Source organism: Streptomyces sp. NPDC091272, assembly GCF_044757485.1.
In the GTDB taxonomy this organism is placed as follows: domain Bacteria; phylum Actinomycetota; class Actinomycetes; order Streptomycetales; family Streptomycetaceae; genus Streptomyces.
The window spans coordinates 205,732-231,829 of record NZ_JBIVVC010000005.1 but is presented as its reverse complement, the minus strand read 5'-3'; the positions used below and the strand labels follow the sequence as shown (position 1 = coordinate 231,829).

28 protein-coding genes and 1 pseudogene are annotated in these 26,098 nt (G+C 72.0%); 22 read left to right on the top strand and 7 right to left on the bottom strand.

All coding sequences use genetic code 11. From position 1 onward, the window contains the following. Positions 1–17 precede the first annotated feature (17 nt). The 8 genes from ACIQM4_RS16705 (at position 18) to ACIQM4_RS16670 (ending at position 7,232) form a co-directional block, all read left to right on the top strand. Positions 18–974 carry a hypothetical protein gene (locus tag ACIQM4_RS16705; protein ID WP_401591841.1) on the top strand — a complete coding sequence of 319 codons (957 nt, stop codon included), beginning with the start codon at positions 18–20 and terminating at the stop codon, positions 972–974. A gap of 114 nt (positions 975–1,088) precedes the next feature. Then, positions 1,089–1,448 (top strand): histidine triad nucleotide-binding protein, encoded by a 360-nt coding sequence (locus ACIQM4_RS16700; protein WP_401591839.1) that lies wholly within the window; start codon positions 1,089–1,091, stop codon positions 1,446–1,448. A 19-nt stretch (positions 1,449–1,467) separates the two neighbouring features. Beyond that, entirely contained in the window at positions 1,468–2,373 is a 906-nt protein-coding gene (locus tag ACIQM4_RS16695) for a ribonuclease Z (RefSeq protein WP_401591837.1), read from the top strand. Positions 2,374–2,741: 368 nt separating this feature from the next. Then, entirely contained in the window at positions 2,742–3,842 is a 1,101-nt protein-coding gene (locus tag ACIQM4_RS16690; protein ID WP_401592345.1) for a carbohydrate kinase family protein, read from the top strand. A 134-nt stretch (positions 3,843–3,976) separates the two neighbouring features. After that, positions 3,977–5,047 (top strand): PhoH family protein, encoded by a 1,071-nt coding sequence (locus tag ACIQM4_RS16685; protein ID WP_401591835.1) that lies wholly within the window; start codon positions 3,977–3,979, stop codon positions 5,045–5,047. Positions 5,048–5,061: 14 nt separating this feature from the next. Next, the gene (gene ybeY / locus ACIQM4_RS16680) at positions 5,062–5,559 is read left to right on the top strand and encodes an rRNA maturation RNase YbeY (RefSeq protein ID WP_401591833.1); all 498 of its coding nucleotides are present in this window, start codon (positions 5,062–5,064) and stop codon (positions 5,557–5,559) included. Continuing rightward, a complete protein-coding gene (locus tag ACIQM4_RS16675; protein WP_401591831.1) occupies positions 5,556–6,845 on the top strand; it encodes a hemolysin family protein in 1,290 nt (429 codons plus the stop codon). Before ybeY ends, ACIQM4_RS16675 begins: the two co-directional genes overlap by 4 nt. Before the next feature lie 30 nt (positions 6,846–6,875). Beyond that, a complete protein-coding gene (locus ACIQM4_RS16670; RefSeq protein WP_401591829.1) occupies positions 6,876–7,232 on the top strand; it encodes an MmcQ/YjbR family DNA-binding protein in 357 nt (118 codons plus the stop codon). Here the strand turns inward: ACIQM4_RS16670 and ACIQM4_RS16665 are convergent. After that, entirely contained in the window at positions 7,213–8,769 is a 1,557-nt protein-coding gene (locus ACIQM4_RS16665) for an MFS transporter (protein ID WP_401591827.1), read from the bottom strand. The genes ACIQM4_RS16670 and ACIQM4_RS16665 overlap by 20 nt on opposite strands. Positions 8,770–8,865: 96 nt before the next feature. Between ACIQM4_RS16665 and ACIQM4_RS16660 the strand changes: the two genes are divergently transcribed. The 4 genes and pseudogenes from ACIQM4_RS16660 (at position 8,866) to era (ending at position 12,032) form a co-directional block, all read left to right on the top strand. Continuing rightward, positions 8,866–9,771: a helix-turn-helix transcriptional regulator gene (locus ACIQM4_RS16660; protein ID WP_401591825.1), complete on the top strand. Its 906-nt coding sequence runs from the start codon at positions 8,866–8,868 to the stop codon at positions 9,769–9,771. Between the two features lie 49 nt (positions 9,772–9,820). Beyond that, positions 9,821–10,189 carry a cytidine deaminase gene (locus tag ACIQM4_RS16655; protein WP_401591823.1) on the top strand — a complete coding sequence of 123 codons (369 nt, stop codon included), beginning with the start codon at positions 9,821–9,823 and terminating at the stop codon, positions 10,187–10,189. Between the two features lie 440 nt (positions 10,190–10,629). Then, positions 10,630–10,932: pseudogene (locus tag ACIQM4_RS16650) on the top strand (transglycosylase family protein); the annotation flags it as partial. Positions 10,933–11,078: 146 nt separating this feature from the next. Next, the gene (era, locus tag ACIQM4_RS16645; RefSeq protein WP_401591821.1) at positions 11,079–12,032 is read left to right on the top strand and encodes a GTPase Era; all 954 of its coding nucleotides are present in this window, start codon (positions 11,079–11,081) and stop codon (positions 12,030–12,032) included. A gap of 57 nt (positions 12,033–12,089) precedes the next feature. Here the strand turns inward: era and ACIQM4_RS16640 are convergent, their stop codons facing one another. The 3 genes from ACIQM4_RS16640 to ACIQM4_RS16630 form a co-directional block, all read right to left on the bottom strand. Then, entirely contained in the window at positions 12,090–13,463 is a 1,374-nt protein-coding gene (locus ACIQM4_RS16640; RefSeq protein WP_401591820.1) for a GH1 family beta-glucosidase, read from the bottom strand. Between the two features lie 93 nt (positions 13,464–13,556). After that, entirely contained in the window at positions 13,557–13,829 is a 273-nt protein-coding gene (locus ACIQM4_RS16635; RefSeq protein ID WP_401591818.1) for a protealysin inhibitor emfourin, read from the bottom strand. Between the two features lie 70 nt (positions 13,830–13,899). Then, entirely contained in the window at positions 13,900–14,976 is a 1,077-nt protein-coding gene (locus ACIQM4_RS16630; protein WP_401591816.1) for a M4 family metallopeptidase, read from the bottom strand. Positions 14,977–15,284: 308 nt separating this feature from the next. Between ACIQM4_RS16630 and leuA the strand changes: the two genes are divergently transcribed. The 3 genes from leuA (at position 15,285) to ACIQM4_RS16615 (ending at position 18,812) form a co-directional block, all read left to right on the top strand. Then, complete coding sequence (gene leuA, locus ACIQM4_RS16625) at positions 15,285–17,072, top strand: 2-isopropylmalate synthase (protein ID WP_401591815.1); 1,788 nt, start codon at positions 15,285–15,287, stop codon at positions 17,070–17,072. A gap of 153 nt (positions 17,073–17,225) precedes the next feature. Continuing rightward, entirely contained in the window at positions 17,226–17,942 is a 717-nt protein-coding gene (locus ACIQM4_RS16620) for a TerB family tellurite resistance protein (RefSeq protein WP_401591813.1), read from the top strand. A 57-nt stretch (positions 17,943–17,999) separates the two neighbouring features. Further along, complete coding sequence (locus ACIQM4_RS16615; RefSeq protein WP_401591811.1) at positions 18,000–18,812, top strand: hypothetical protein; 813 nt, start codon at positions 18,000–18,002, stop codon at positions 18,810–18,812. On the opposite strand, the gene ACIQM4_RS16610 is transcribed toward ACIQM4_RS16615, so the two are convergent. Both ACIQM4_RS16610 and ACIQM4_RS16605 read right to left on the bottom strand, forming a co-directional pair. Then, a complete protein-coding gene (locus ACIQM4_RS16610; RefSeq protein ID WP_401591809.1) occupies positions 18,809–19,015 on the bottom strand; it encodes a DUF397 domain-containing protein in 207 nt (68 codons plus the stop codon). The genes ACIQM4_RS16615 and ACIQM4_RS16610 overlap by 4 nt on opposite strands. After that, complete coding sequence (locus ACIQM4_RS16605) at positions 18,997–19,830, bottom strand: Scr1 family TA system antitoxin-like transcriptional regulator (protein ID WP_401591807.1); 834 nt, start codon at positions 19,828–19,830, stop codon at positions 18,997–18,999. The genes ACIQM4_RS16610 and ACIQM4_RS16605 overlap by 19 nt, the downstream gene beginning before the upstream one ends. A 173-nt stretch (positions 19,831–20,003) precedes the next feature. On the opposite strand from ACIQM4_RS16605, the gene ACIQM4_RS16600 reads away from it, so the two are divergent. From ACIQM4_RS16600 to ACIQM4_RS16570, 7 genes are all read left to right on the top strand, one after another. Continuing rightward, positions 20,004–20,192, top strand: coding sequence for a hypothetical protein (locus tag ACIQM4_RS16600; RefSeq protein ID WP_401591805.1), 189 nt, complete (start codon positions 20,004–20,006; stop codon positions 20,190–20,192). Beyond that, entirely contained in the window at positions 20,189–20,407 is a 219-nt protein-coding gene (locus ACIQM4_RS16595) for a hypothetical protein (RefSeq protein ID WP_401591803.1), read from the top strand. Before ACIQM4_RS16600 ends, ACIQM4_RS16595 begins: the two co-directional genes overlap by 4 nt. 21 nt (positions 20,408–20,428) lie before the next feature. Beyond that, the gene (gene recO, locus ACIQM4_RS16590; protein ID WP_401591801.1) at positions 20,429–21,178 is read left to right on the top strand and encodes a DNA repair protein RecO; all 750 of its coding nucleotides are present in this window, start codon (positions 20,429–20,431) and stop codon (positions 21,176–21,178) included. 64 nt (positions 21,179–21,242) lie between these two features. Next, on the top strand, positions 21,243–22,094 hold the full coding sequence (locus tag ACIQM4_RS16585; RefSeq protein ID WP_401591799.1) for an isoprenyl transferase: 852 nt from the start codon (positions 21,243–21,245) through the stop codon (positions 22,092–22,094). Between the two features lie 84 nt (positions 22,095–22,178). Next, positions 22,179–23,381: a PP2C family protein-serine/threonine phosphatase gene (locus ACIQM4_RS16580; protein WP_401591797.1), complete on the top strand. Its 1,203-nt coding sequence runs from the start codon at positions 22,179–22,181 to the stop codon at positions 23,379–23,381. Between the two features lies 1 nt (position 23,382). After that, entirely contained in the window at positions 23,383–25,095 is a 1,713-nt protein-coding gene (locus ACIQM4_RS16575) for a CHASE3 domain-containing protein (protein WP_401591795.1), read from the top strand. Further along, positions 25,092–25,538: a response regulator gene (locus tag ACIQM4_RS16570; RefSeq protein ID WP_401591793.1), complete on the top strand. Its 447-nt coding sequence runs from the start codon at positions 25,092–25,094 to the stop codon at positions 25,536–25,538. The genes ACIQM4_RS16575 and ACIQM4_RS16570 overlap by 4 nt, the downstream gene beginning before the upstream one ends. A gap of 90 nt (positions 25,539–25,628) precedes the next feature. Here ACIQM4_RS16570 and ACIQM4_RS16565 read toward each other — a convergent pair whose 3' ends face one another. Beyond that, on the bottom strand, positions 25,629–26,066 hold the full coding sequence (locus ACIQM4_RS16565) for a Fur family transcriptional regulator (RefSeq protein WP_401591791.1): 438 nt from the start codon (positions 26,064–26,066) through the stop codon (positions 25,629–25,631). Positions 26,067–26,098 lie beyond the last annotated feature (32 nt).

Sequence of the window (26,098 nt, the reverse complement as noted above, 5' to 3'; positions counted from 1 at the left end):
CCGGCCAGAGTGGGCCCATGCCTCCCGCATACGGACCCCCCGTCCCCCGTACCCCTCACGAGCCGGTTCTCGGCGAGCTCCTCGGCGTGCTCGCCGAGACCGGGCTGGTGACCGTCACCGGGCCCGCGGGGGTGGGCAAGTCGCATCTGGCCGCACGCGTGGCGGAGGCCGTCACGGACCTTCCGGTGCACCGGGCGGACCTCTCCGCCTGCGCGGACGCCGCACTGGTCCCGCAGACCGTCGCGGCGGCCCTGCACGCGGGGACCGCGCCCGGCAGCGGGACGGACCCCACGGAGGCGCTGCTGCGGCTGCTGTCGGGCCGGCGCGGGCTGCTCGTGCTGGAGACCTGCGAGCGGGTCCGGGTGGGCTGTGCGTACCTGGTGGGCAGGCTGCACGACGCGTGTCCCGGGCTGCAGATCCTGGTGACGAGCCGTACCCCGATCGGGGTGCCGGACGAACACCTGGTGCCGCTGCGCCCGTTGTCGCGCGAGCTCACCGTCGAGCTGCTGCGCGAGAAGGCGGCGATGCAGGGGGTGGACCTGCCGGTGTTCTGGACCAGGCTGCTGGCCGAGCGTCTCGACGGCGACCCGCTGAGCGTGCTGCTCGCGGCGCGCACCCTGGGCAGGGCGGTGACGCCGCAGCAGCTGTACGGGAGCCTGTGCGAACCGGGGGCGAGGTTCGGGGTGCTGATACACGGCCCCAAGGAGCCCGCCCGCCACCGCACCCTGCTGCGGGCGATCGCGTGGAGCCACGACCTGTGCGGGCGCGCGGAGAGACTGCTGTGGGCGCGGCTGTCGGCGTTCACGGGGAACTTCACCGCCGCGCAGGTCGACACGGTGTTCTCGGGGGACGGCGCGCTGGCCGCACTGATCGACGCGTCGGTGGTGCTGCCGGAGGACGACGGCTCGTTCCGGCTGCCGCTGGCGCACCGGGAGTACGGGCAGTTGCTGCTGGCGGGCCTCGGGAGGGCGTAGCGGGAGTAAGGGCAGTTGCTGCCGGCGGGGCTCGGGAGGGCGTAGCGGGCGGGCCCGGGGCGTGCGGATAGCATGCGCCCTAGCCGATCACCGCAATCCCGAGGAGGGCACGCCATGGCAGGCGAACCGCAGGCGGACTGCCTGTTCTGCAGGATCGTCGCGGGGGAGGTCCCGGCCACCGTCGTGCGCGAGAGCGCGACGACCGTCGCCTTCCGCGACATCAATCCGCAGGCACCCACGCACGTCCTGGTCATCCCCAAGGTGCACCACCCGGACGCCGCCTCGCTGGCCGCTGCGGAGCCGGAGATCGCCGCCGACGTGCTGCGTGAGGCCGGGCAGGTCGTCCTGGACGAGAAGGTCGAGGACAGCGGCTACCGCATCGTGTTCAACACCGGCGCGGGCGCGGGCCAGACCGTCTTCCACGCCCACGCGCACGTGCTCGCCGGACGCGGCCTCACCTGGCCGCCCGGCTGACGCGGAAGGCCCTGACACCGTGTCCGCACGCGAACTGGTCGTCCTCGGCACCGCCAGCCAGGTACCCACCCGCCGCCGCAACCACAACGGCTACCTCCTGCGCTGGGACGCCGAGGGCCTCCTCTTCGACCCGGGGGAGGGCACCCAGCGCCAGATGCTGCGGGCCGGGGTCGCCGCGCACGACATCGACCGGATCTGCGTCACGCACTTCCACGGCGACCACTCGCTGGGCCTCGCCGGGGTGATCCAGCGGATCAACCTCGACCAGGTGCCGCACCCCGTCACCGCCCACTACCCGGCGAGCGGGCAGCACTTCTTCGAGCGGTTGCGGTACTCCACGGCCTACCGCGAGACGGTCCGGATCGCGACGGCCCCGGTGTCCGCGGACGGCGTCCTTGCCGACACGGCCGCGTACACCCTGTACGCGCACAAGCTGTCGCACCCGGTGGAGAGCTACGGCTACCGCCTGGTGGAGCCCGACGGCCGCCGGATGCTGCCCGACAGGCTCGCCGCGCACGGCATCCGGGGCCCGGACGTCGGCCGCATCCAGCGGGAGGGCTCGCTGAACGGCGTGGGTCTGGCGGAGGTGAGCGAGGAACGCCGTGGGCAGCGCTTCGCGTTCGTCATGGACACCCGGCTGTGCGAGGGCGTGCACGCCCTCGCCGAGGGCTGCGACATGCTCGTCATCGAGTCCACGTTCCTCGACGAGGACGTCCGGCTCGCCACCGATCACGGCCATCTCACCGCGGGGCAGGCCGCGCGGGCGGCGCAGCAGGCGGGCGTACGGCACCTGGTCCTGACGCACTTCTCGCAGCGCTACAGCGACCCCGAGGAGTTCGAACGGCAGGCCCGCGCGGCCGGGTTCGACGGTGAACTGACCGTCGCCTCCGACCTGATGAGAGTGCCGGTACCCAAACGCCTGTGAGACCGGGGGGCGCGGCCCGGTGCGCCGCGCCGCACCCCACCCGGGACCCTCGGCACGGCCCCTCCCGGGTGCGCTCCGCCGCCGGCACAGGAGCAGGCGTGGGAGCGGGCACGAACACAACCCCTCCCAGGGGTGCTCCGCCGCCCGGCAGCTTCGTGACGTCGAGGTCACACCCCGTTCACGGACCGCCGCCCCCGCCCCGCGATCGTGCACACTGGCCGCGAAACGCAGGCACACGACCGCAGCACGCAGGCACACGACCGCAGCACGGGGAGCGACCAGTGAGCACGCACCAGCACCACGGCGATCACTTCGCCGACCGTCCCGGCGACGACCCGGGCGCCCGCTTCGCCGACCGCCGCGAGGGTCTGCGCGACGGTGACGACCCGGCCCGCCGCCTCGACCCGCTGGACGGCCTGCGCGCGCCGGACGGGCCCGCGTGCGACGTGTTCCTCACCGGCACGGTGTTCCTGGACATCGTCTTCACCGGCCTGGACAGCGCCCCCGTCCGCGGCACCGAGACCTGGGCCCGCGGCATGGGCTCCAGCCCCGGCGGCGTCGCCAACATGGCCACCGCCCTCGCCCGGCTCGGCCTGCACACCTCCCTCGCCGCGGCCTTCGGCGACGACCACTACGGCGAGTACTGCTGGGACGCGCTCGCCGACGGCGAGGGCATCGACCTCGGCATGTCCCGTACGGTCGCCGGCTGGCACTCCCCGGTGACCGTCTCCATGGCGTACGAGGGCGAGCGCACCATGGTGTCGCACGGCCACGAGGCGCCCCCGCCCGACGGCTCGGCCCTCTTCCCCGCGTGCCCCCCGCGCGCGCGTGCCGCCATCGCCTCGCTGGCCCCCGGCCGCCGCGAGGAGTGGGCCGCCGCCGCGGCCCGCCGCGGCGCCAAGATCTTCGCCGACGTGGGCTGGGACGACACGGGCCGCTGGGACCTGGCGGGGCTGGCCGACCTGGAGCACTGCGAGGCCTTCCTGCCGAACGCCGAGGAGGCCATGCGCTACACCCGCACCGACTGCCCCCGCAGGGCCGCGCACCGCCTCGCCGAGAAGGTCCCCCTCGCGGTCGTCACCCTCGGCGCGGAGGGCGCCTACGCGGTGGACGGCGCGACCGGCGAGACCGCCGAGGTGCCCGCCATCGCCGTCGAGGCCCTGGACCCCACCGGTGCGGGCGACGTCTTCGTCGCCGGGTTCGTCACCGGCACCCTCGCGGACTGGCCGCTCGCCGACCGGCTGGCCTTCGCCGGCCTGACCGCCGCCCTGTCCGTACAGGAGTTCGGCGGGTCGCTGTCCGCGCCCGGCTGGTCGGAGATCGGCGCGTGGTGGCAGCAGGTGCAGGGGTACGCGGCCCAGGACCAGGGGGCGCTGCGCCGGTACGCCTTCCTGGAGGACCTGCTGCCCGCCGACGCGCGGCCGTGGCCGCTGCGCAGGGCGGTGCCGACCATCGGATTCAGGGCCTGAGCGGCGCGCCGGGCGGGCCCGGGGGTAAAACCCCTCGGTGTTGTCGGTGGGGGGTCGTACGCTTGGGATTCCAGAGGTCCTCGACCAGCGAGAACCCTGCAACGGGAGGTATGTGCAGGCCACAGTGCCGGCCCATGACTCAGACACCCACACGTAAGCCACAGGCCCGTGCCGAGTTCAAGATCCCCGCCAGCCATCCCATGGTGATGGTGCTGGGATCGGGCGACGCCCTGCTGCGCGTGATCGAAGAGGCCTTCCCGGCGGCCGACATCCACGTCCGGGGCAATGAGATCAGCGCAACCGGGGACCGGGCGGAAGTCGCCCTCATCCAGCGGCTGTTCGACGAGATGATGCTGGTGCTGCGCACCGGGCAGCCGATGACGGAGGACGCAGTGGAACGCTCGATCGCCATGCTCAGGGCGAACGGCAACGGCAAGAACGGCGGCGGGAAGGACGGGCAGGGCGACGGGGAGGTCACCGAGACCCCCGCCGAGGTGCTCACGCAGAACATCCTCTCCAACCGCGGCCGCACCATCCGCCCCAAGACGCTCAACCAGAAGCGGTACGTCGACGCCATCGACAGGAACACCGTCGTCTTCGGCATCGGCCCCGCCGGTACGGGCAAGACCTACCTGGCCATGGCGAAGGCGGTGCAGGCGCTCCAGTCCAAGCAGGTCGACCGGATCATCCTGACGCGTCCCGCGGTCGAGGCCGGCGAGCGCCTGGGCTTCCTGCCCGGCACGCTCTTCGACAAGATCGACCCCTATCTGCGTCCGCTCTACGACGCGCTGCACGACATGATGGACCCCGAGACCATCCCCCGCCTGATGGCGGCCGGGACGATCGAGGTGGCCCCCCTGGCGTACATGCGCGGCCGCACGCTGAACAGCGCGTTCGTCGTGCTGGACGAGGCGCAGAACACCAGCACCGAGCAGATGAAGATGTTCCTCACCCGGCTCGGCTTCGACTCGAAGATCGTCATCACCGGTGACGTCACCCAGGTCGACCTGCCGAACGGCACGAAGAGCGGTCTGCGCCAGGTGCAGGACATCCTGGGTGACGTCCCCGACATCCACTTCTCGCGGCTCACGTCGGAGGATGTCGTACGGCACAAGCTCGTCGGCCGTATCGTCGACGCGTACGAGCAGTACGACAGCCGCGTCGAGGCCCAGCAGGACGGACGGCGCGGCCAGAGCGGGAAGTAGAGCAGACAAGCACCATGTCGATCGACGTCAACAACGAGTCCGGAACCGAGGTCGACGAGCAGGCGATCCTCGACATCGCCCGCTACGCCCTCACGCGGATGCGCATCCACCCGCTCTCCGAACTCTCGGTGATCGTCGTGGACGCCGACGCCATGGAGCAGCTGCACATCCAGTGGATGGACCTGCCCGGCCCCACCGATGTCATGTCCTTCCCGATGGACGAGCTGCGTCCGCCGGCGAAGGACGACGAGGAGCCCCCGCAGGGGCTCCTCGGTGACATCGTGCTGTGCCCCGAGGTCGCCGAGCAGCAGGGCAAGGACGCGGACACCGAGCACTCCATGGACGAGGAGCTCCAGCTCCTGACCGTGCACGGCGTGCTGCACCTCCTCGGGTACGACCACGAGGAGCCCGACGAGAAGGCCGAGATGTTCGGCCTGCAGGCGGCCATCGTCGACGGCTGGCGGGCGGACAAGGGCCTCGACGGTCCCTCTCCGGCGCCGACCGTCTCATGAGCCCGCAACTGATCGCCGGCGCCGTCGCCCTCGTCGTCGCGGCCTGGCTGGCCGCGTGCGCGGAGGCGGGGCTGGCCCGGATCTCCACCTTCCGGGCGCAGGAGGCGGTACGGGCGGGCAAGCGCGGCAGCGCGAAACTCGCGCAGGTGGCCGCCGACCCCACCCGGTACCTGAACGTCGCGCTGCTGGCGCGGGTCGCGTGCGAGATGGCGGCCGGCGTCCTCGTCACGTACGGCTTCCTCGAAGTCTTCGACAGGACGTGGCAGGCGCTGCTCGTCGCCATCGCGGTGATGGTCCTCGTCAGCTATGTCGCGGTGGGCGTCTCGCCGCGCACCATCGGCCGGCAGCACCCGCTGAACACGGCGACGGCCTCCGCGTACGTACTGCTGCCGCTGGCCCGCGTCATGGGGCCGGTCCCGCAGCTGCTGATCCTCATCGGCAACGCCCTCACCCCCGGCAAGGGTTTCCGCAAGGGGCCCTTCGCGAGTGAGGCGGAGCTGCGCGCGATGGTCGACCTCGCCGAGCAGGAGTCGCTCATCGAGGACGACGAGCGCCGCATGGTCCACTCGGTCTTCGAACTCGGCGACACCCTGGTGCGCGAGGTCATGGTGCCAAGGACCGACCTGGTCTCCATCGAACGCTTCAAGACGGTCCGCCAGGCGCTGACGCTCGCGCTGCGCTCCGGCTTCTCCCGCATCCCGGTGACCGGGGAGAACGAGGACGACGTGGTGGGGGTCGTCTATCTGAAGGACCTGGTCCGCAAGACGCACGTCAACCGGGACTCCGAGTCGGACCTCGTGTCGACGGCGATGCGCCCCGCGGTCTTCGTGCCCGACACGAAGAACGCGGGCGACCTGCTGCGCGAGATGCAGCAGGAGCGCAACCACGTGGCGGTGGTGATCGACGAGTACGGCGGCACGGCCGGCATCGTGACGATCGAGGACATCCTGGAGGAGATCGTCGGTGAGATCACCGACGAGTACGACCGCGAGGTCGCCCAGGTCGAGGACCTCGGCGAGGGCCGCTTCCGGGTCACCGCACGGCTCGACATCGACGACCTCGGGGAGCTCTACGGGCTCGACGAGTACGACGACGAGGACGTGGAGACCGTCGGCGGGCTCCTCGCGAAGGCGCTGGGCCGAGTGCCGATCGCGGGGGCGTCGGCGACGGTCGACCTGCCGGACGGCCGCCGGCTGCGGCTGACCGCGGAGTCGCCCGCGGGCCGGCGCAACAAGATCGTGACGGTGCTGGCGGAGCCGGTGACGGCGGACGGGGGCGGGGAGTAGGGACGGGCGTCGGCGTCGCATACTGATGCCATGACGCCCGCCCGGCTGCGTGCCTTCTGTCTCGACTTCAACGGGGCGGTCGAAGAGTTCCCCTTCGGCCCCGACGCGTCCGTCTTCAAGGTGCTGGGCAGGATGTTCGCGTTGAGCGCCCTGGACGCCGTCCCGCTCACCGTCAATCTGAAGTGCGACCCGCAGGACGCGCTCCGGCTGCGCGCCGAGCACCCCGCGATCGTTCCCGGTTGGCACATGAACAAGCGGCACTGGAACACCGTGACCCTCGACGGGACCGTCCCCGACCGGCTCGTGCGCGAGCTGGTCGAGGACAGTTACGACCTGGTGGTCGCCAAGCTGGCGAAGGCGGACCGGCTCAGGCTCGACCGCCCCTGAGCGCACGGCCGCGCAGTCCGTACGCGGCCAGCAGGGCGGTCAGTACGGCCAGGCCGCCCGCCAGCGCCAGGACCAGGCGCACACCGGTGAAGAGGTCGTCCTGGGTGGTGGCCAGGACTCCGAGCAACGGGATGCCGACCGTCAGGGACACCTGCTGCGTGGTGGTGACCAGCCCGGTCGCAAGGCCCTGCTCCGCGTCGGGCACCCCCGAGGTGACCGTCAGGCCGTACGAGACGATCGCGCCCAGGTGCGCCATGCTCGCCAGCGACACGAGGACCGTCACGAGCAGTGCCCCCGACCGCGCCCCGACGCTCACCAGCGCCGCCATCAGCAGGCCCTGCAGCAGCAGCGACACCACCAGCGTGCGCCGGGCGCCGAGCCGGCCGACGACTCTCGGCGTCAGCGCGCCCGCGATCACCGACATGACGCCCTGCACCCCGAAGATCAGGCCGGTCTGCGAGGCGGAGAGGTGCAGAACCTCCTGGAGGTACAGGGTCAGGACGAAGACGACCGTGGTCATCGTGGCGAAGGTGGCCAGACCGCCCAGGTTGCCCCAGGCCACCGACGGGCGACGCAGCATGGCCAGGGAGACCAGCGGGGCCTTCGCCCTCGCCTCGACGAGCACGAAGGCGGTGAGCAGGGCGAGCCCCGCGACGAGGGTGACGAGCACGTCCCAGCCGCCGAAGCCGCGCTCGGCGGCCGTGGACAGCGCGTAGATCAGGGCGAACAGACCACCGGTGACGGTGACGGCGCCGGGCACGTCCAGGCGGGGGCGCTCCGGGTTGCGGGACTCGGTCAGGATGCCGGGGGCCAGCGGCAGCACGATCAGCGTGAACAGCGCCAGCAGGCCCATGGTGGAGCGCCAGCCGAGCGCGTCGGTGAGGACTCCGCCGGACACCATGCCGACGGTGAAGCCCAGTGACATGAGCGTGCCGCTGATGCCCAGCGCGCGGTCGCGCTGCGGGCCCTCGGGGAAGGTGGTGGTGAGCAGTGACATCCCGGTGGGGACGATCGCCGCGGCGCCGACGCCCTGGAGGGCCCGGCCGGCCAGGAAGGACGCCGGGTCCCAGGCGAAGGTGGCGAGCAGGGACGCCGCGCCGAAGAGGGCGAGCCCGGCCAGGAACAGCTTGCGGCGGCCGAACAGGTCGCCGGTGCGCCCGAAGAGGAGCAGGAAGCCGCCGGAGGGGAGGGCGAACGCGGTGACCGCCCACTGGAGGGCGGACCGGCTCATGCCGAGGTCGGCGCCGAGGGCGGGCAGCGCCACGTTCAGTACGGAGAAGTCGAGCGCGACCATGAACTGCGCGGCGCACAGCACGAAGAGGACGAGCGCGGACCGTCCGGGCCGGCCGGTCCGCCGGGCGGCGGCAGCGGCGGTGGCGGCGGCGGCAGCGGCGGCGGCGGCAGGGGCGGCGGCCGGTGCGGCGGGAAGCTCGGCGGCGGCCGGGGCGGCCGGGGCGGCCGGTGCGGCGGGTGCCCGGCCGGCCGTGGCGGCCAGGTCCTCCGGTGCGGTGGGCGGGGTGGGAGTGTCGAGTGCCATGTGCCACAGCTTCCGTTCGCCGGAATGCCCGTGGGGAGCGGGAACTTATCCTGTTGGCGCCACCACCAGGCAGCCGGAACCAGGGGGAGAGTCGCGATGACGACGGCAGCACACCGCACGGACGACGGCGGGCACCTGAGCACGAAGGAGCACCGGCTCGCCGAGCTGCGGGAGTTCCTGCGCAGCCGCCGGGCCCGCGTCACGCCCGGCCAGGCGGGGCTCCCCGACGGCGGGGCCAGGCGTCGCACCCCGGGACTGCGCCGCGAGGAGGTCGCCGTGCTCGCCGGGGTCGGGGTCAGCTGGTACCAGTGGCTGGAGCAGGGACGGGACATCACCGTCTCCCCGCAGGTGCTCGACTCGGTGGGGCGGGTGCTGCGGCTGAGCAGCTCCGAGCGCCGTCACCTCTACGTACTCGCCGGGCTCAACCCGCCCGCCCCCGAGGTCGACCCCGCCAACACGGACATGTGCGACGGGCTGCGGCGGCTCATCGACGCGTGGATGCCCTATCCCGCGCACATCATGGACGCCTACTGGAACACGATCCAGTACAACGACGCCGCGGCCATGGTGCTCGGCATGCGGCCCGGCATCGTCCAGAACTGTCTGATCGCCTTCTTCACCGACCCGGTGTACCGGTCCAGGGCACACGACTGGGAGCAGCTCGCGAGCCAGGTGGTGGCCCAGTTCCGGTCGGCGTGCTCGGAGCGCCCGGAGGACGACGGCTTCCGTGAGGTCGTCGCGAAGGTGCGGGAAGTGAGCCCCGAGTTCGAGGAGTTGTGGGAGCGGCGGGACATCGCGCCCGGCGGGCAGCTGGCCAAGGACCTGACCCATCCGGTGGTCGGTCTGCTGCACGTGGAGAGCACGCAGCTGCGGGTGCCGGCCCGTCCCGACCTGGTGATCGTGCTGCACACGCCGCGGCCGGACACCGGGACGGCGCAGAAGCTGGAGTGGCTGGCGACGCCGGAGGGGCGGCGCGGGGCGATGTATCCGGTGACGGGGTGAGACGGGGCCCCTGCGGCGCACGGCGGCCGGGGCTTCCTATGCTCGGGGCATGACCTCTCAGGACAGCCAGGACACCGCGGCCCCCGTCGGCGCCGAGGACCAGAAGCTCATCACCCTCGCGCGCTCCACCCGCGCCCGTAACGCGGTGCCCGAGGGCGCGGCCGTACGTGACGGGACCGGGCGTACGTACGTCGCAGGAACCGTCGCCCTCGACTCGCTGCGGCTCAGCGCGCTGCGGACCGCCGTCGCCATGGCGGTCGCCAGCGGCGCGGACTCCCTGGAGGCGGCGGCGGTCGTGACGGCGGCCGACGGCGTGGCGGACGACGACCTGGCGGCGGTACGGGACCTGGGCGGCGCGGGCACCCCGGTACTGGTGGCCGGGCCGGACGCGACGGTCAGGGCACGGCTCGGGGCGTAGCCGGGCGGACCGCGAGTTGGCGGGCCGGGCGGACCCGCGGGACTGGCGGGCCCGTGCGGGCCGTGCGGCTCGGGTACGGGGGCCGTGGGGCGCGGGTACGGGGCACGGGCGGGCGGCCGGTGTGACGTAGGCCATGCCGGGGCGGGTCGTGGGCCGGGCGGCCCCCGCCGGTCGCCCGGCGCGCGGGGCGGGCCCGACGGCATGACGCGCGCGCCGGGACCTTCGGCCCGGGTCCTTCGCCCCGGGGGAGGGGGGCTCCGCGGGCGGGACGTCCGGCCCCCGCAGGCCCCCCGAAGGGCCGTGGAACGGGCCGGTGCGCGCTGGGAGTGTGGAGGTACGCCGCAAGGGGACATCGCAAGTTTCCAGGTGGCGGTCCACGTTCCCCAGCGTTAGGCAACTACGTGTTCTCCTCCCTGATCCGCACCACCGCCGCCCGCCGCATCACCGGTACCGTCGTCGCGGCAGGCGCCGCAGCGGGCCTGCTCGTGACGGGCGCGGGCTCCGCCTCCGCCGCCTCGGGCAGCAACTGGTCGGCCGTCGCCGCGTGCGAGTCGGGCGGCAACTGGTCCACCAACACCGGCAACGGCTTCTCCGGCGGCCTCCAGTTCACCCAGCAGACCTGGGCGGCCTACGGCGGCACCGCGCACGCCGCCAGCCCCCACCAGGCCAGCAAGGCCGAGCAGATCGCCGTCGCCGAGAAGGTCCTCGCGGGCCAGGGCGCGGGCGCCTGGGGCTCCTGCGGCGCCAAGGCCGGGCTCTGACCTGACCCGCCCCCGGGACCCTTGCCGGGCCTTCGTGGGCCCGGCGCGACACCGTTCGCCATCCCGTACGACTGCGTAGGGCCGACCACTGGTCGGCCCTTCGGCGTACATCGGGGAGAATGAAGCCCATGAGCGCTCGTACTCCCGAAAACCCCGCAGCCGACCCCGCCCCCCACCGGGCCGGCTTCGCCTGCTTCGTGGGCCGCCCCAACGCGGGCAAGTCCACCCTCACGAACGCTCTGGTCGGTCAGAAGGTGGCGATCACCTCCAGTCGCCCGCAGACCACCCGGCACACGGTGCGCGGCATCGTGCACCGCAGCGACGCCCAGCTGATCCTGGTGGACACGCCCGGCCTGCACAAGCCGCGCACGCTGCTCGGCGAGCGGCTGAACGACGTGGTCCGCACGACGTGGGCCGAGGTCGACGTGATCGGTTTCTGCGTGCCCGCCGACCAGAAGCTGGGCCCCGGGGACAAGTTCATCGCCAAGGAGCTCGCCGGGATCAGGAAGACCCCGAAGATCGCCATCGTGACGAAGACGGACCTCGTCCAGCCGAAGCAGCTGCGCGAGCAGCTGCTGGCGATCGACGAGCTCGGACGCGAGCTGGGCATCGAGTGGGCGCAGATCGTGCCGGTGTCCGCGGTCGGCGACCAGCAGGTGTCGCTGCTGGCGGACCTCATCGCGCCGATGCTGCCCGAGAGCCCGCCGCTGTACCCGGAGGGCGACCTCACGGACGAGCCCGAGATGGTGATGGTCGCGGAGCTGATCCGCGAGGCGGCGCTCGAAGGGGTGCGGGACGAGCTGCCGCACTCGATCGCGGTGGTGGTGGAGGAGATGCTGCCCCGCGAGGACCGGCCCGCGGACCGGCCGCTGCTGGACATCCACGCGAACGTCTACATCGAACGGCCGAGCCAGAAGGGGATCATCATCGGTCCCAAGGGGCAGCGGCTGAAGGACGTGGGCGTGAAGTCGCGCAAGCAGATCGAGGCGCTGCTGGGGACGCCGGTGTACCTGGACCTCCATGTGAAGGTCGCCAAGGACTGGCAGCGGGACCCCAAGCAGTTGCGCAAGCTGGGGTTCTGAGGCGCGCGGCTGCCCGGTCCGGCGGTCGCCGGGGCGGGTGGTCGCGGGGCGTGGCGCTCACCGCTGGGCCCGTAGCGCCGCCCGCAGCCATGCGTAGGAGGACTTCGGGGTGCGGGTGCCGTCGGCGAGGTCCACATGGACCAGGCCGAAGCGCTGGGTGTGGCCCTCGGCCCACTCCCAGTTGTCGAGCAGGGACCACACGAAGTAGCCGCGCACGTCGACGCCGGCCTCCATCGCGTCGTGCAGGGCCCGCAGGTGGCCGTCCAGGTAGCTGATGCGTTCCTGGTCGTCAACGCCCTCGTAGCTGCACCCGTTCTCGGTGATGACCACCGGCGGCAGGCTGTCGCCGTAGCGCTCGTGGAACGAGACGAGCAGTTCGCTCAGCGCGGACGGGACCACCGGCCAGTCGAAGGCGGTGCGCGGGTACCCCTCGACCCGGTGCACCGAGAACGGCATCTCCGCGGGGATCTCGACCCCCGCGAAGTCCGTGCCCACGGAAGGGTCGTGGGCGCCCACCCGGGTCGGCTGGTAGTAGTTCACGCCGTACCGGTCGAGCGGCTGCGAGATCAGCGCGAGGTCCTCCGCGACGGGGCCCGGCAGCTGTTCCGCGATGCCGTCCGGGTACTCGCCGAGCAGCAGCGGGTCGGCGAACAGCCGGTTCAGCAGCAGGTCGTAGAGGTCGGCGGCGTCCCGGTCCGCCGCGGAGCGGGAGGCGGGCCAGGTCGGGCCGTGCGAGTTGGCGATGCCGATGGTGCCCGAGCCGCGCGAGCGCAGGACGTCCACGGCCAGACCGTGCGCGAGGAGCTGGTGGTGCGCGACGGGCAGCGCGTCGAACAGCAGCCGCCTGCCCGGTGCGTGCGTGCCCAACGCGTGGCCGAGGAAGGTGACTTCGGCGGGCTCGTTGATGGTGATCCAGTGGCCGACCCGGTCGCCGAGCCGGTCCGCGACCACGTCCACGTACTCCGCGAACCGGAAGGCCGTGTCCCGCTCCAGCCAGCCGCCCCGCTCCTCCAGGGCGAGGGGCGTGTCCCAGTGGAAGAGAGTGGGCACCGGGCGCACCCCGGCCTCGCACAGCGCGTCGACGAGCCGGTCGTAGAAGTCCAGGCCCGCCTTGTTGAGCGCGCCCGCACCCTCGGGGAACACCCGCGACCAGGAGACGGAGAAGCGGTAGCCGCCCACCCCGAGCCCCTTGAGCAGGGCCACGTCCTCCAGGTGGCGGTGGTAGTGGTCGACGGTGACCGACGGGTCGGAACCGTCCCTGATCCGGCCGGGACCGGCGGCGAACGCGTCCCAGGTGGAGGGGCCGCGGCCGTCCTCGGCCGACGCGCCCTCGATCTGCGGGGCCGAGGTGGACACGCCCCACAGGAAGTTGGCCGGGAAGCGGGGCAGCGGGGCGTGCGGGGCGGCCGGGAGTGGTGGCGGCGTCGTCATGGGGGAGATGCTCCGTATCCCCGGGCGAAGGTGTCAACGCCTGCGACGCAGCGCGATGTGACGGCGGGCGCGCCCGCCGTCACACGCCCGCCGTCACGCACCCTCCTTCAGCACCCGGGAGATCAAGTCCCGTTGCTCCTCGGAGAGTTGAGGCTCCGCGCAGTGCACCGTCCGGCCGTCCACCGTGATCTCGTAGTTGAAACCGTCCGGGATCGCGGCCCCGGGCAGCGGGGCGCCCCGGCCGTCGGCGACTGCCGCCGCGGCCAGGGCGTGCCACTCCTGGGCGTCGGGCCTGGCGGAGGTGTCTACCTCCGCCCGGCGCTCGATGCCGGCGAAACCTCCGGTGCGGACCACCTGAATAAGCATGGGTCCGTTCTAGTACGAACCGGGTCCCCGCCGGTAGGGGGCGCTCCTGCCGGCGGGCCGGCGGACGCTCCTAGAGCTTGGCCTGCGGGCGGGTGGGCACGCCCACCTGCTCCCACGCCTTGAGCAGTGCCTCCTGCTCCTCGCCGTCCCCGAACCGACTGCGCGCCGCCACCACCGTCGCCTGCGCGAAGTCCGCGAAGGTGGGTGTGACGGTGAGCGTCCCGGCGGTCAGGGTGTCGTACCAGATCTGCCCGGCCCGCTCCCACGCCTTGCCGCCGAGGGCGTCGGCGAGCAGGTAGAACGCGTGGTTGGGGATGCCGGAATTGATGTGCACGCCGCCGTTGTCGCGGCCGGTGGAGACGTAGTCGTCCATCGTGGCGGGCTGCGGGTCCTTGCCCAGCACGTCGTCGTCGTACGCGGTGCCGGGGGCCTTCATGGAGCGCAGGGCGACGCCTTCGACGCGCTCTGCGAGGAGCCCCGCGCCGATCAGCCAGTCGGCCTCGCCGGCCGTCTGGTCGTTGACGTACTGCTTCACGAGCGAGCCGATGACGTCCGAGACGGACTCGTTGAGCGCACCGGGCTGGCCGAAGTACGTGAAGTTCGCCGTGTACTGGGTCACGCCGTGCGCCAGCTCGTGGGCCATGACGTCGACGGGGATCGTGAAGTCGAGGAACAGCTCGCCGTCGCCGTCGCCGAAGACCATCTGCTCGCCGTCCCAGAACGCGTTCCCGTAGTCCCGGTCGTAGTGGACGGTGGCGAGCAGCGGCAGTCCCTCGCCGTCGATCGAGTTGCGCCCGAAGGCCTTCAGGAGCAGGTCGAAGGTGGCACCGAGGCCGGCGTACGCCCTGTTGACGGTGGCGTCCTTGGTGGGGCCCTTGCCCTCCCTGCGCACGACCTGGCCGGGCAGGTCGCGGGTGTTGCGGGCGTCGTGGAGGGTGCGGTGGATCAGGTTGTCGGCGGCTCCCGGGGCCGGGGCCGCCGCGGGGGCGCCGACGACCGTGGTCATCCGGCGGCGGGTGCGCTGGGCGGCGTCGGCCTCAAGGGTGCGGCGGGCGGGTCCGGCGAGCGCGGGGTCCTCGGCCTGGGCGAGCTTGTCGAGGACGTGGGGCGGCACGATGGTGCAGAAGACGGGGTGGATGGCTTCCATGGCGAGCAATGTGGCACCGGGTCATGCCGCTGTCACTACCTGCAACCGAAATTCGGTCCATATTTCATCGCTTGGAGTGAAGGATCACTCTTTCCCCGCCCAGCATGTCCGGTCTTGCATACTGATACGGGACCGGCGCCCCCGCCGTACCTCGGTTAGGCTGCGGCACATCATGCGTTTCGGGCTGCTTCTCCTTAGCTGCCGCGGCGAGGGCCTGTAGTCGTAGGCCGACTCCCTCCCCGCGGGATCTGGTGCTGCGCAGACCACGTCGGCCGTCCCCTTGCAGGAGACCCGAGGAGCCCTACGTCATGACCACCCAGCAGTCGGCCCAGCAGCCGAACGAGAAGTCCGTCGGCCGGCCCACCCCCGTCACCAACGCGACGCAGCTCCAGCGCCCCTCCGGGATGCCGGTGCACAAGTACGCGGGCTACGACGCGGTCGAGATCCCCGACCGGACCTGGCCCGAGGCCCGCATCACCAGGGCCCCCCGCTGGCTCTCCACGGACCTGCGCGACGGCAACCAGGCCCTGATCGACCCGATGTCCCCGGCCCGCAAGCGCGAGATGTTCGACCTGCTGGTGCGGATGGGCTACAAGGAGATCGAGGTCGGCTTCCCGTCGTCCGGCGAGACCGACTTCAACTTCGTACGCTCCATCATCGAAGAGGGCGCGATCCCCGAGGACGTGACGATCTCCGTCCTCACCCAGGCCCGCGAAGAGCTGATCGAACGCACCGTGGAGTCGCTGCGCGGCGCCCGGCGCGCCACCGTGCACCTGTACAACGCGACCGCCCCCACCTTCCGCCGGGTGGTCTTCCGCGGTTCGAAGGAGCAGGTCAAGCAGATCGCCGTGGACGGCACCCGGCTGGTCATGGAGTACGCGGAGAAGATCCTCGGCCCCGAGACGATCTTCGGCTACCAGTACTCCCCGGAGATCTTCACCGACACCGAGCTGGACTTCGCCCTGGAGGTCTGCGAGGCGGTCTGCGACGTGTGGGGCCCCGAGGAGGGCCGCGAGATCATCCTGAACCTGCCCGCCACCGTGGAGCGCTCGACGCCCTCCACGCACGCGGACCGCTTCGAGTGGATGTCCCGCCACCTGACCCGCCGCGCGCACGTCTGCCTGTCGGTCCACCCGCACAACGACCGCGGCACCGCCGTCGCCGCCGCCGAGCTGGCGATCATGGCCGGCGCGGACCGCATCGAGGGCTGCCTGTTCGGCCAGGGCGAGCGCACCGGCAACGTCGACCTGGTCACCCTGGGCATGAACCTGTTCTCGCAGGGCGTCGACCCGCAGATCGACTTCTCCCAGATCGACGAGATCCGCCGCACCTCCGAGTACTGCAACCAGATGGAGGTCCACCCGCGCCACCCCTACGCGGGCGACCTGGTCTACACCGCCTTCTCCGGCTCCCACCAGGACGCCATCAAGAAGGGCTTCGACGCCATGGAGGCCGACGCCGCGGCCCAGGGCAAGACCGTGGACGACATCGAGTGGGCCGTGCCGTACCTGCCCATCGACCCCAAGGACGTCGGCCGCTCCTACGAGGCCGTGATCCGGGTCAACTCGCAGTCCGGCAAGGGCGGCATCGCCTACGTCCTGAAGAACGACCACAAGCTGGACCTGCCGCGCCGGATGCAGATCGAGTTCTCGAAGATCATCCAGCAGAAGACGGACACCGAGGGCGGCGAGGTCACCCCGAAGGCCATCTGGTCGGCCTTCAGCGACGAGTACCTGCCCGACAGCGGCAACCCGTGGGGCCGCATCCAGGTCCGCTCCGGCCAGACCACGACGGACACCGAGGGCCGCGACACCCTGACCGTCGAGGCGGTCGTGGACGGCGTGGACACGGTACTGACCGGCACCGGCAACGGCCCGATCTCCGCCTTCTTCGAGGCCCTGGCCGCGGTCGGCGTGGACGCCCGGCTGCTGGACTACCAGGAGCACACGATGAGCGAGGGCGCCTCGGCGCAGGCCGCCTCGTACATCGAGTGCGCGATCGACGGGAAGGTCCTGTGGGGCATCGGCATCGACCCGAACACGACTCGGGCCTCCCTGAAGGCAGTTGTCTCCGCCGTGAACCGGGCAGCGCGCTGACCTGAGTGTTTCCGTGAAGTTTCACGAGGTCCCGCCCGCCGGTCACCGGGGGCGGGACCTCCGTCTTTCCCCGGGGTGCTGACGGCACCTGCCGGATGTGGCTAACATCACGTCCAACCCGGCAAAGATGCCGAAGCGTTACGGAGGTGCGCCGTGCTGCCAGTACGAGGCCGATCGTCCAGCCCGCGGGGCAGTGTGGTGCGCAGCCCGTGGGGCGTGCGCACCACCTGGACCACCGTCGGGGACGGCGAGTTCTTCTGCCCCGGCTGCGGCGGAGACCGCAACTACGCCCACCGCACGGGCCGTCGGCGCCTGACCGTCCTCGGGGTTCCGCTCGCCGCCCGCGGCACGGTCGGCCCCGTCGTCCAATGCGCGTCCTGCGACGGCCGGTTCGGGGCCGACGCCCTCGACCACCCGACGACGGTCCGCTTCTCCGCGATGCTCAGGGACGCCGTCCACACGGTGGCGCTGGCCGTCCTCGCGGCCGGCGGCACGTCCTCCCGCTCGGTGACGAGCACGGCGGCGGCCACCGTCCGCTCGGCCGGGTTCGAGGAGTGTACGGAGGAGGGCCTCACGCTCCTCGTCGAGGCCCTCGCCGCGGACCCCGGCCGGCGGTTCTCCGACGGCGCGGCCGACTGCCCGTACAGCGCCACCCTCGCCATCGAGCTGCACGAGGCACTCGGCCCCCTCGCCCCGCACCTGGCCCCCGCGGGCCGCGAGTCGATCCTGCTCCAGGGCGCCCGCATCGCCCTCGCCGACGGCCCGTACAGCGCCGCCGAGCGGGAGGTCCTGCTGCTGGCGGGGACGGCCCTGCAACTGTGCGCGGACGACACGTCCCGCCTGCTGGCCGCGGCCCGCACACCCTCCTGACAGGGCCCGGCCCCTCAGGAGAGGCGGCGGCCCGGCCGCTGTGGCAGGTTGGGCCGCATGGCGCACACGGAACAGGCGGATGCCCGGCGGCCCCCCGAGGCCGGGCCCGGCGAGGGCCCGGAGGAGCGCGGGCACGGCTGGAACAGCGGCCTGACGCTGACGACGGCCGCGTTCCTCTTCCTCCTGCTGCGGCTGTTCGCCGTCTCCGGGTACCACTGGCACACCGCCTTCGCCGTGCTCCACACCATCGACATCGACGACGCCGTCGGCATCGTGCTGGGCACCGTGATGGCCGACTCGGTGGTCGCCGCAGTGCTGCTCGCGGTGCTGCTGCCCGCGTTCCTCTTCCGGGTGCTGGGCGGGTTCATGATGGCCGTACGGATGCGCAGACGCGTCGTGGACCGGCCGCCGGACGCCCACGAGCAGCCCGCCGGCGCACGCAGCCCGGTGGACCTGGCGGGCCTGGTACTGCTCGCGATCGTGGTCGCCGGGGTGACGGCCTACATCCTGACCTTCCGCGCCTGGTGGCTGCTGCTGGCGATCGTGCTGGTCGGGGCGGCGATGGTCGGCTTCCTGGCACTGGCCCGCCGGTCGCAGGGACAGGTCGGCCAGGCGTCCCGCTGGGCAGGCCGCAACTTCGGCGCCCTGGTGGCCGCCGCGGGAATCCTGGCGATGCTGCTCAGCGCGGCGCTGGTGCGCACCCCGTGGATGCCGCTGGAGCGGATCGAGGTAGGGGACGGGCAGGCGCCGCTGGTGGGGTACGTGCTGGAGGCCGAGCCGGGCTTCCTGAAGGTGATGACGGACGTGGACCGGCACTTCCTGATCCTGCGGGACGCGGACGTGGAGTCCCGCGAGGAGATCGAGAACTAGGCGCGGCGGCGGCCCTTGAGGGAGTCGACGAAGGGCCCCCAGACGTTGGCGCGGAACATCAGGACCGGCCCGTCCTGAACCTTGGAGTCGCGGACGGGGACGAGGCCGGGGAGATCGTCGGAGACCTCGACGCAGCTGCCACCTTCTCCGTTGCTGTAGGAGCTTTTGCGCCACTGGGCGGTAGTCAGGTCGTGCTTGCGCATTTTCTGTAGTCCTCCGCCGCCGACTCGACCAGGGCCAGGGACACCTCCGGCGACAGCGCGGCGGCCCTGAGCAGATCGTATGCGGCCTGCGCGCCCTTCACCACGGCTGGATCGTCGAGCAAGGTTCCCGAAAGCGAGGTCTCCGTATAGGCAGTTGGCGGCGCATCCTCGAAATCCATCAACGTGAGCGTTCCGTCCATCAGTGAGAACGCTCCGGCCGATGTGGGGAGAATCTGGAGCAACACTGCTCGACCCCGCGCGAGCCGCGCGATGTGTTCCAGCTGTGTGGCCATGCAGGCAGTGCCACCGACCGGGATACGCAGCACCTGCTCGTGCAGGATTGCCCACAGCACGGGCCTTGTAGTGCGCTGAAGGATGTGCGCCCGCTCCAGGCGTGCGACGACCTTCTCCTCCACGTGCTCGTCCTCGGCGAACGGGTTGCGAGCGATCGTGAGGGCTCGGGCGTACTCGGCGGTCTGAAGAAGCCCCGGCACGACCGTCGGCGCGAACTCGCAGATCTTCGTCGCCAACCGTTCCAGTTCCACCACGGGCGCAAAGTAGTCGGCGTACCGCGAGTCTTTGATCAGCTTGCGCCAGGTTCGTTCGAAAAAACCGTCGGTTTGTAGTGCAGCATCAATGCGTTGCGCAATGTCCAATTGCGGTTTCCGAATTGCCTGTTCGAACTGGCCGATGTAGCCGCCCGACACGAACACCAGCCGCCCCAGCGCCTCCTGTGTCAGCCCGGCCACCTCCCGGTGGTGCTTCAGCTCCTCGCCGAAGTGCTCCCATGATCGGTGCCGCCCAGCATTGGCCACAGGTCAACCCCCTCGCCAGCCGCGCCCTTGTAGCGCGCAGACCTCTTCCGAGCGTAGCCAGCCAGCCCCATCCTCGTAATGCGAAACGTGAAATCGATTCGGAACGGGAAGGGATGACAATGATGGAAAGCCCGCACCACTCGGCAGAATGCATCGCAGAGGCGGAGGACGTTGTGGAGAAATTGCGCGCGGCGCTGGGGAGGGCCGGCGTCGTGCTGCCGTCGCTCGGCGTGGAGGCCACCTCGTACACGAGAGAGGCCGGCTGCCCGCTGGTCGACCTGGGCCGCTGCACTGTCGACACGGCCCTGCGGATGGCCGTGGCACTGCCCCGGGGGGAAGCGGAAGGGGCGGGGCAGAGGTGAAGCCGCCGGCCCCCGGCGCGTACGTGGTGGATCTCACCACCGGGCGGGTCGGCCGCGTCGCCTCGGGGGTGGGCGGCCTGCTGCGGCTCACCCCGGTGGGCAGCGGCCGGGAGTGGTACCGCGACCAGGGCGAGGTCCGCCCGGCCACCACCGCCGAGCGGCTGCGCGCGGCGACCGCGTACGTGAACGCGAGGAGCAGGGGGGAGCTCCCCTAGCCGTACGGGACAATGGAACGCATGAGCCTGTTCCGTGACGACGGCATCGTCCTGCGCACCCAGAAGCTGGGCGAGGCGGACCGCATCATCACGCTGCTCACCCGCAACCACGGCAGGGTGCGCGCCGTCGCGCGCGGCGTGCGGCGGACGAAGTCGAAGTTCGGGGCCAGGCTGGAGCCGTTCAGCCACGTGGACGTGCAGTTCTTCGCGCGGGGCAGCGAGCTGGTCGGGCGCGGGCTGCCGCTGTGCACGCAGGGCGAGATCATCGCCCCGTACGGCAGCGGGATCGTGACCGACTACGCGCGGTACTGCGCGGGCACGGCCATGCTGGAGACGGCGGAACGGTTCACCGACCACGAGGGCGAGCCCGCGGTGCAGCAGTACCTGCTGCTGGTGGGCGGGCTGCGGACGCTGTCGCGGGCCGAGCACGCACCGAACCTGATCCTGGACGCCTTCCTGCTGCGCTCGCTCGCCGTCAACGGCTACGCGCCCAGCTTCGACGACTGCGCCCGGTGCGGGGTCGAGGGGCCGAACCGGCTGTTCTCCGTCGCGGCGGGCGGGGTCACCTGCGGTGAGTGCCGGGTGCCCGGCAGCGTCGTACCCTCTGCGGAGGCCGTCGCCCTGCTGAGCGCGCTGCTCACGGGCGACTGGACTGCGGCCGACATGTGCGAGCCGCGGCACGCACGCGAGGGCAGCGGGCTGGTGTCCGCGTATCTGCACTGGCACCTGGAGCGCGGGCTGCGCTCGATGCGGTACGTGGAGAAGGCCTGAGCGCCGCAGCAGAAGCCTGAAAGCCCAAGAAGACGTCAGCACAGCAGCAGGGAGAGCACGAGCCATGGCACGACGCGGGATTCTGGGACTGGGCCGGCGCGAGTACAAGATCCCCGAGCCGCACCCGTCCGGTGCCCGGCCGCCGAGCATCCCCGCGGACCTGGTCCCCGAGCACGTGGCGATCGTCATGGACGGGAACGGCCGGTGGGCCAAGGAGCGCGGGCTGCCGCGCACCGAGGGCCACAAGGTCGGCGAGGGCGTGGTGCTCGACGTCCTGAAGGGCTGCATCGAGATGGGGGTGAAGAACCTCTCGCTCTACGCCTTCTCCACCGAGAACTGGAAGCGGACGCCCGACGAGGTGCGCTTCCTGATGAACTTCAACCGGGACGTGATCCGCCGCCGCCGCGACGAGATGAACGAGCTGGGCATCCGGATCCGCTGGGTCGGCCGGATGCCGAAGATGTGGAAGTCGGTCGTCCAGGAGCTCCAGGTGGCCCAGGAGCAGACCGTCGACAACGACGCGATGACCCTGTACTTCTGCGTCAACTACGGCGGACGGGCGGAGATCGCCGACGCCGCGCAGGCCATCGCCCGTGACGTAGCCGCCGGAAAGCTCGACCCGTCGAAGGTGAACGAGAAGACCTTCGCCAAGTACATGTACTACCCGGACATGCCGGACGTGGACCTCTTCCTGCGGCCGAGCGGCGAGCAGCGCACCTCCAACTACCTGCTCTGGCAGAGCGCGTACGCCGAAATGGTCTTCCAGGACGTGCTGTGGCCGGACTTCGACCGGCGCAACCTGTGGGACGCCTGCTACGCATATGCCCAGCGTGACCGGCGGTTCGGCGGCGCGGTGCCCAACGAGCAGCAGGGCGTGGGCTCCACGCCGCTGCCGCAGGTTCCCGAACAGGGCTGATGGCCCGCCCCCCGGCAGTATCATTCGGCCGAGGGGAGCACGAGCGGGCCGGGCCGACCGGCTTCCCGGGGCGGGGGTTGAGCGGTGGCTGAACGACTCGTGGTGCCCGGTGCGAGACCCGGCACGAGGGACCTCGACGCGGTACTGCTGCTGGTCGAGGACGACGCCGCCGACGCCCTGCTCTTCACCGAGGTGCTGGCCGACAGCGACCTGCGCGCCGAGGTCCACTGGTGCACCTCCCTGGACGAGGCGCGGGGGTTCCTCAGGGGCCACCACGGGCCGGTGTGCGTCCTGCTGGACCTGCACCTGCCGGACGTGCGCGGACTGGACGCCGTACGGCAGGTGCTCGCCGCGCACCCGGACGCGGCGATCGTCGTACTGACCGGTCTCGTCGAGGGCGAGGTGGGGCAGACCGCGGTGGCCGAGGGCGCCCAGGACTACCTGGTGAAGGGCAGGCTCGACCCGGAGATCCTGAGCCGGGCGGTGCGCTACTCCGTGCAGCGCAAGCAGGTCGAGCAGGCCTCGGTGGCGCTGCACGCCGGCCGGCTGCGGGCCGAGGAGAACGCCCGGCTCGAACTGGGGCTGCTGCCCGTGCCGCTGATGCGCTCCACCGGCTTCGAGGTGGCCGCGCGCTACGACCCGGGCCGCGAACAGGGCCTGCTCAGCGGGGATTTCTACGACGTCGTGCAGACCGCGGACGGCACCGTGCACGCGGTGATCGGCGACGTGTCCGGGCACGGCGCGACCGAGGCCGCGCTCGGCGTGTGCCTGCGGGTGGCCTGGCGTGCCGCGGTGCTCAGCGGCTGCACGGGCCCCGCCCAGCTCCGCCTGCTGGAGGAGATCATGGTGGCGGAGCGGTCCGCCCAGCAGGTCTTCGCCACCATGACGTCCCTGGTCTTCCCCGCCGACCGGCGCTCGGTCCGGGTGGTGCGGGCCGGTCACCCCGGGCTGATGCTGCGCGGCCCGGCAGGCACCACCTGGTACGACGCGCCGGGCGGCATGGCGCTCGGCATCGCGCCCGGCACCGGCACCTGGCCGCAGACCGACCTCCTGCTGGAGCGCGGCACCGGCGTCGTCGTGTTCACCGACGGACTCTTCGAAGGACTGACCGGACCCCGCACGCGGCTCGGCGAGAACGGGCTGCTGCGGCTGGCGAAGGAGTACGGGGCCTTGCCCGCAGAGCAGTTCGTCCAGGCACTCGTCCAGGCGGCCACCGTCGCCGCCGCACCGCACGGCGGGCTCGCGGACGACATAGCGGTACTGCACCTCGCGTGGGGGAGCGGCTGAGGTGCGCCGCGAGCCGCGGCGGCTCTCCGTGCGGGGCTGGATCCGGCTGGTGCTGGTGTCCATGGCGGCCCTGCTGGCGATCTGCGCGGGCGTCGGCGCCGTCCTGCTGGAACGCACCGGCGTCCGCAACGCCGACCTCGTCGACCACATCCAGCCGGGCCGCTCCGCGGTGCTGCTGCTCCAGCGCTCCCTGCTCGACCAGGAGACCGGCGTACGGGGCTTCGCCCTCAGCCGCAACGAGGCGTTCCTCCAGCCGTACGAACAGGGGCTGCGGGACGAACAGCGCCAGCTGGCCGCCACGGCCGAACTCCTGGGCTCCGCGGGTACGTTCGGCAGCGACCTGGCCGCCGTCCGCGCGCAGGCGGCGCGCTGGCGCGAGCGGGAGGCCGAGCCGTTGATCGCCGCGATCCGGGCCGGTGCGAGCGTCGCCTCCGTACAGTCGCGCGTCGAGGGCAGCAAGCGGTCCTTCGACGTGCTGCGCGAACTGCTGCGGGTCCAGGAACTCCATCTCGACGAGGCACGCGCGACCGCCCGCGCCGACGTGGCGGACCTGCGCACGCAGCGCGACTGGGCGTTCCTCGCCATGCTCGTCGTGATCGCGGTCACCGGCGGCCTCATCGCGGTGCTGCTGAGCCGGACGGTGGTCCGCCCGCTGGCCGCGCTGCGCGCCGCGGCGGACCAGGTGGCGGGCGGCGACTTCGACCGCAGCATCGAGGTGCGGGGCCCGGAGGACGTACGGGCGGTGGGCGAGTCCGTGGACTCCATGCGCAGGCGGATCGCGGGCGAGCTCACCGAGGCCAGGGAGCGCGAGCGCCAGCTCGCCGTGCAGGCCGCCGACCTCGCCGTCCAGGCGCAGGACCTGCGGCGCTCCAACGCCGAGCTGGAGCAGTTCGCCTACGTCGCCTCGCACGACCTCCAGGAGCCGCTGCGCAAGGTGGCCGCGTTCTGCCAGCTCCTGGAGAAGCGGTACGCGGACGTCGTCGACGACCGGGGCAGGCAGTACATCGACTTCGCCGTCGACGGCGCGAAACGCATGCAGGTGCTGATCAACGACCTGCTGACCTTCTCCCGGGTGGGCCGGCTGGACGACGCCCCGGTCCAGGTCGCCATGGACGAAGTCCTGGGGCACGCGCTCGGCAACCTCGCGATGGCTGTCCAGGAGACCGGCGCGGTCGTCGAGGTGCGTACCGAGCTGCCGGTGGTGGTCGGCGACCCGACCAGTCTCACCATGCTGTGGCAGAACCTGATCGGCAACGCGATCAAGTTCCGGCACCCGGAGCGGTCGCCGGTGCGGATCGTGGTGTCGTGCGAACAGGCCGACGGGCAGTGGCGGTTCTGCGTCACCGACAACGGGATCGGGGTGGCTCCGCAGTTCGCCGAGAAGGTCTTCGTCCTCTTCCAGCGGCTGCACTCGCGGGAGGCGTACGCGGGCACCGGGATCGGTCTCGCCCTGTGCCGGAAGATCGTGGAGTACTACGGGGGCACGATCCGGCTCGAAGCGGCGCCCGACGACTCCGGGTCCGACGACTCCGGGTCCGGCGGGACCGCGCCCGCCGGACCGGGTGGGCCCGCGCCCGCCGGACCGGGTGGGCCCGCACCGGCCGGGCCGGGTGGGCCCGCGCCCGCCGGGCTCCGGGTGTGCTTCAGCCTGCCGGTCGCGGGTATGGACGAGGCCCACGCTCCGCCGACCGAATCCTCAGGAGTCCGTACATGACCACTCCCGTCACGCCCATCGAGGTGCTGCTCGTCGAGGACGACCCGGGGGACGAGCTGATGACCCGGGAGGCCTTCGCCGACAACAAGATCCGCAACACGCTGCACGTGGTGCGCGACGGCCAGGAGGCGTTCGACTTCCTCTACCGGCAGGGGGCGCACGTCGACGCGGTCCGCCCCGATCTGATCCTGCTGGACCTCAACCTGCCGAAGTACGACGGCCGGCAGGTGCTGGAGCGGATCAAGAACGACGACGAGCTCTCACACATCCCGGTGGTCGTACTGACCACGTCGGCGGCCGAGGAGGACATCCTGCGCAGCTACAAGCTGCACGCCAACGCGTACGTGACGAAGCCGGTGGACCTGGACCAGTTCATCTCGGCGGTCCGCCAGATCGACGAGTTCTTCGTCACGGTGGTGAAGCTGCCCCCGAAGGGACGCTAGCCCAGGCCCGGTCCACGCCCGCCGCGGGACGGCGCACGCCCCGGCCCCGCGGGGGAGCCGGGACGTGCGCCGGTGGTGGCGGGGGAGGGGTCAGGCCGCCGCGCACTCCGCGCACGTACCGAAGATCTCCACGGTGTGCGCCACGTTCACGTATCCGTGCTGGGCGGCGATCGAGTCGGCCCACGACTCGACGGCCGGACCCTCGACCTCGACGGCCTTGCCGCACACCCGGCACACCAGGTGGTGGTGGTGCTCGCCCGTGGAGCAGCGCCGGTAGACCGACTCGCCCTCGCTGGTGCGCAGCACGTCGACCTCGCCCGCGTCGGCGAGGGACTGGAGCGTCCGGTAGACCGTGGTCAGGCCCACCGAGTCGCCCTTGTGCTTGAGCATGTCGTGGAGCTCCTGCGCGCTGCGGAACTCGTCCACCTCGTCGAGCGCCGCAGCCACGGCCGTTCGCTGCCGGGTGGAGCGCCCCCGCACCGGTGCGGAGTTGGTCGTCGCGCTCGCACCGCTCGGCGCCGTTGTCACAGGTGCCTCCTCTGGTCGCCCGTTACGCGAAT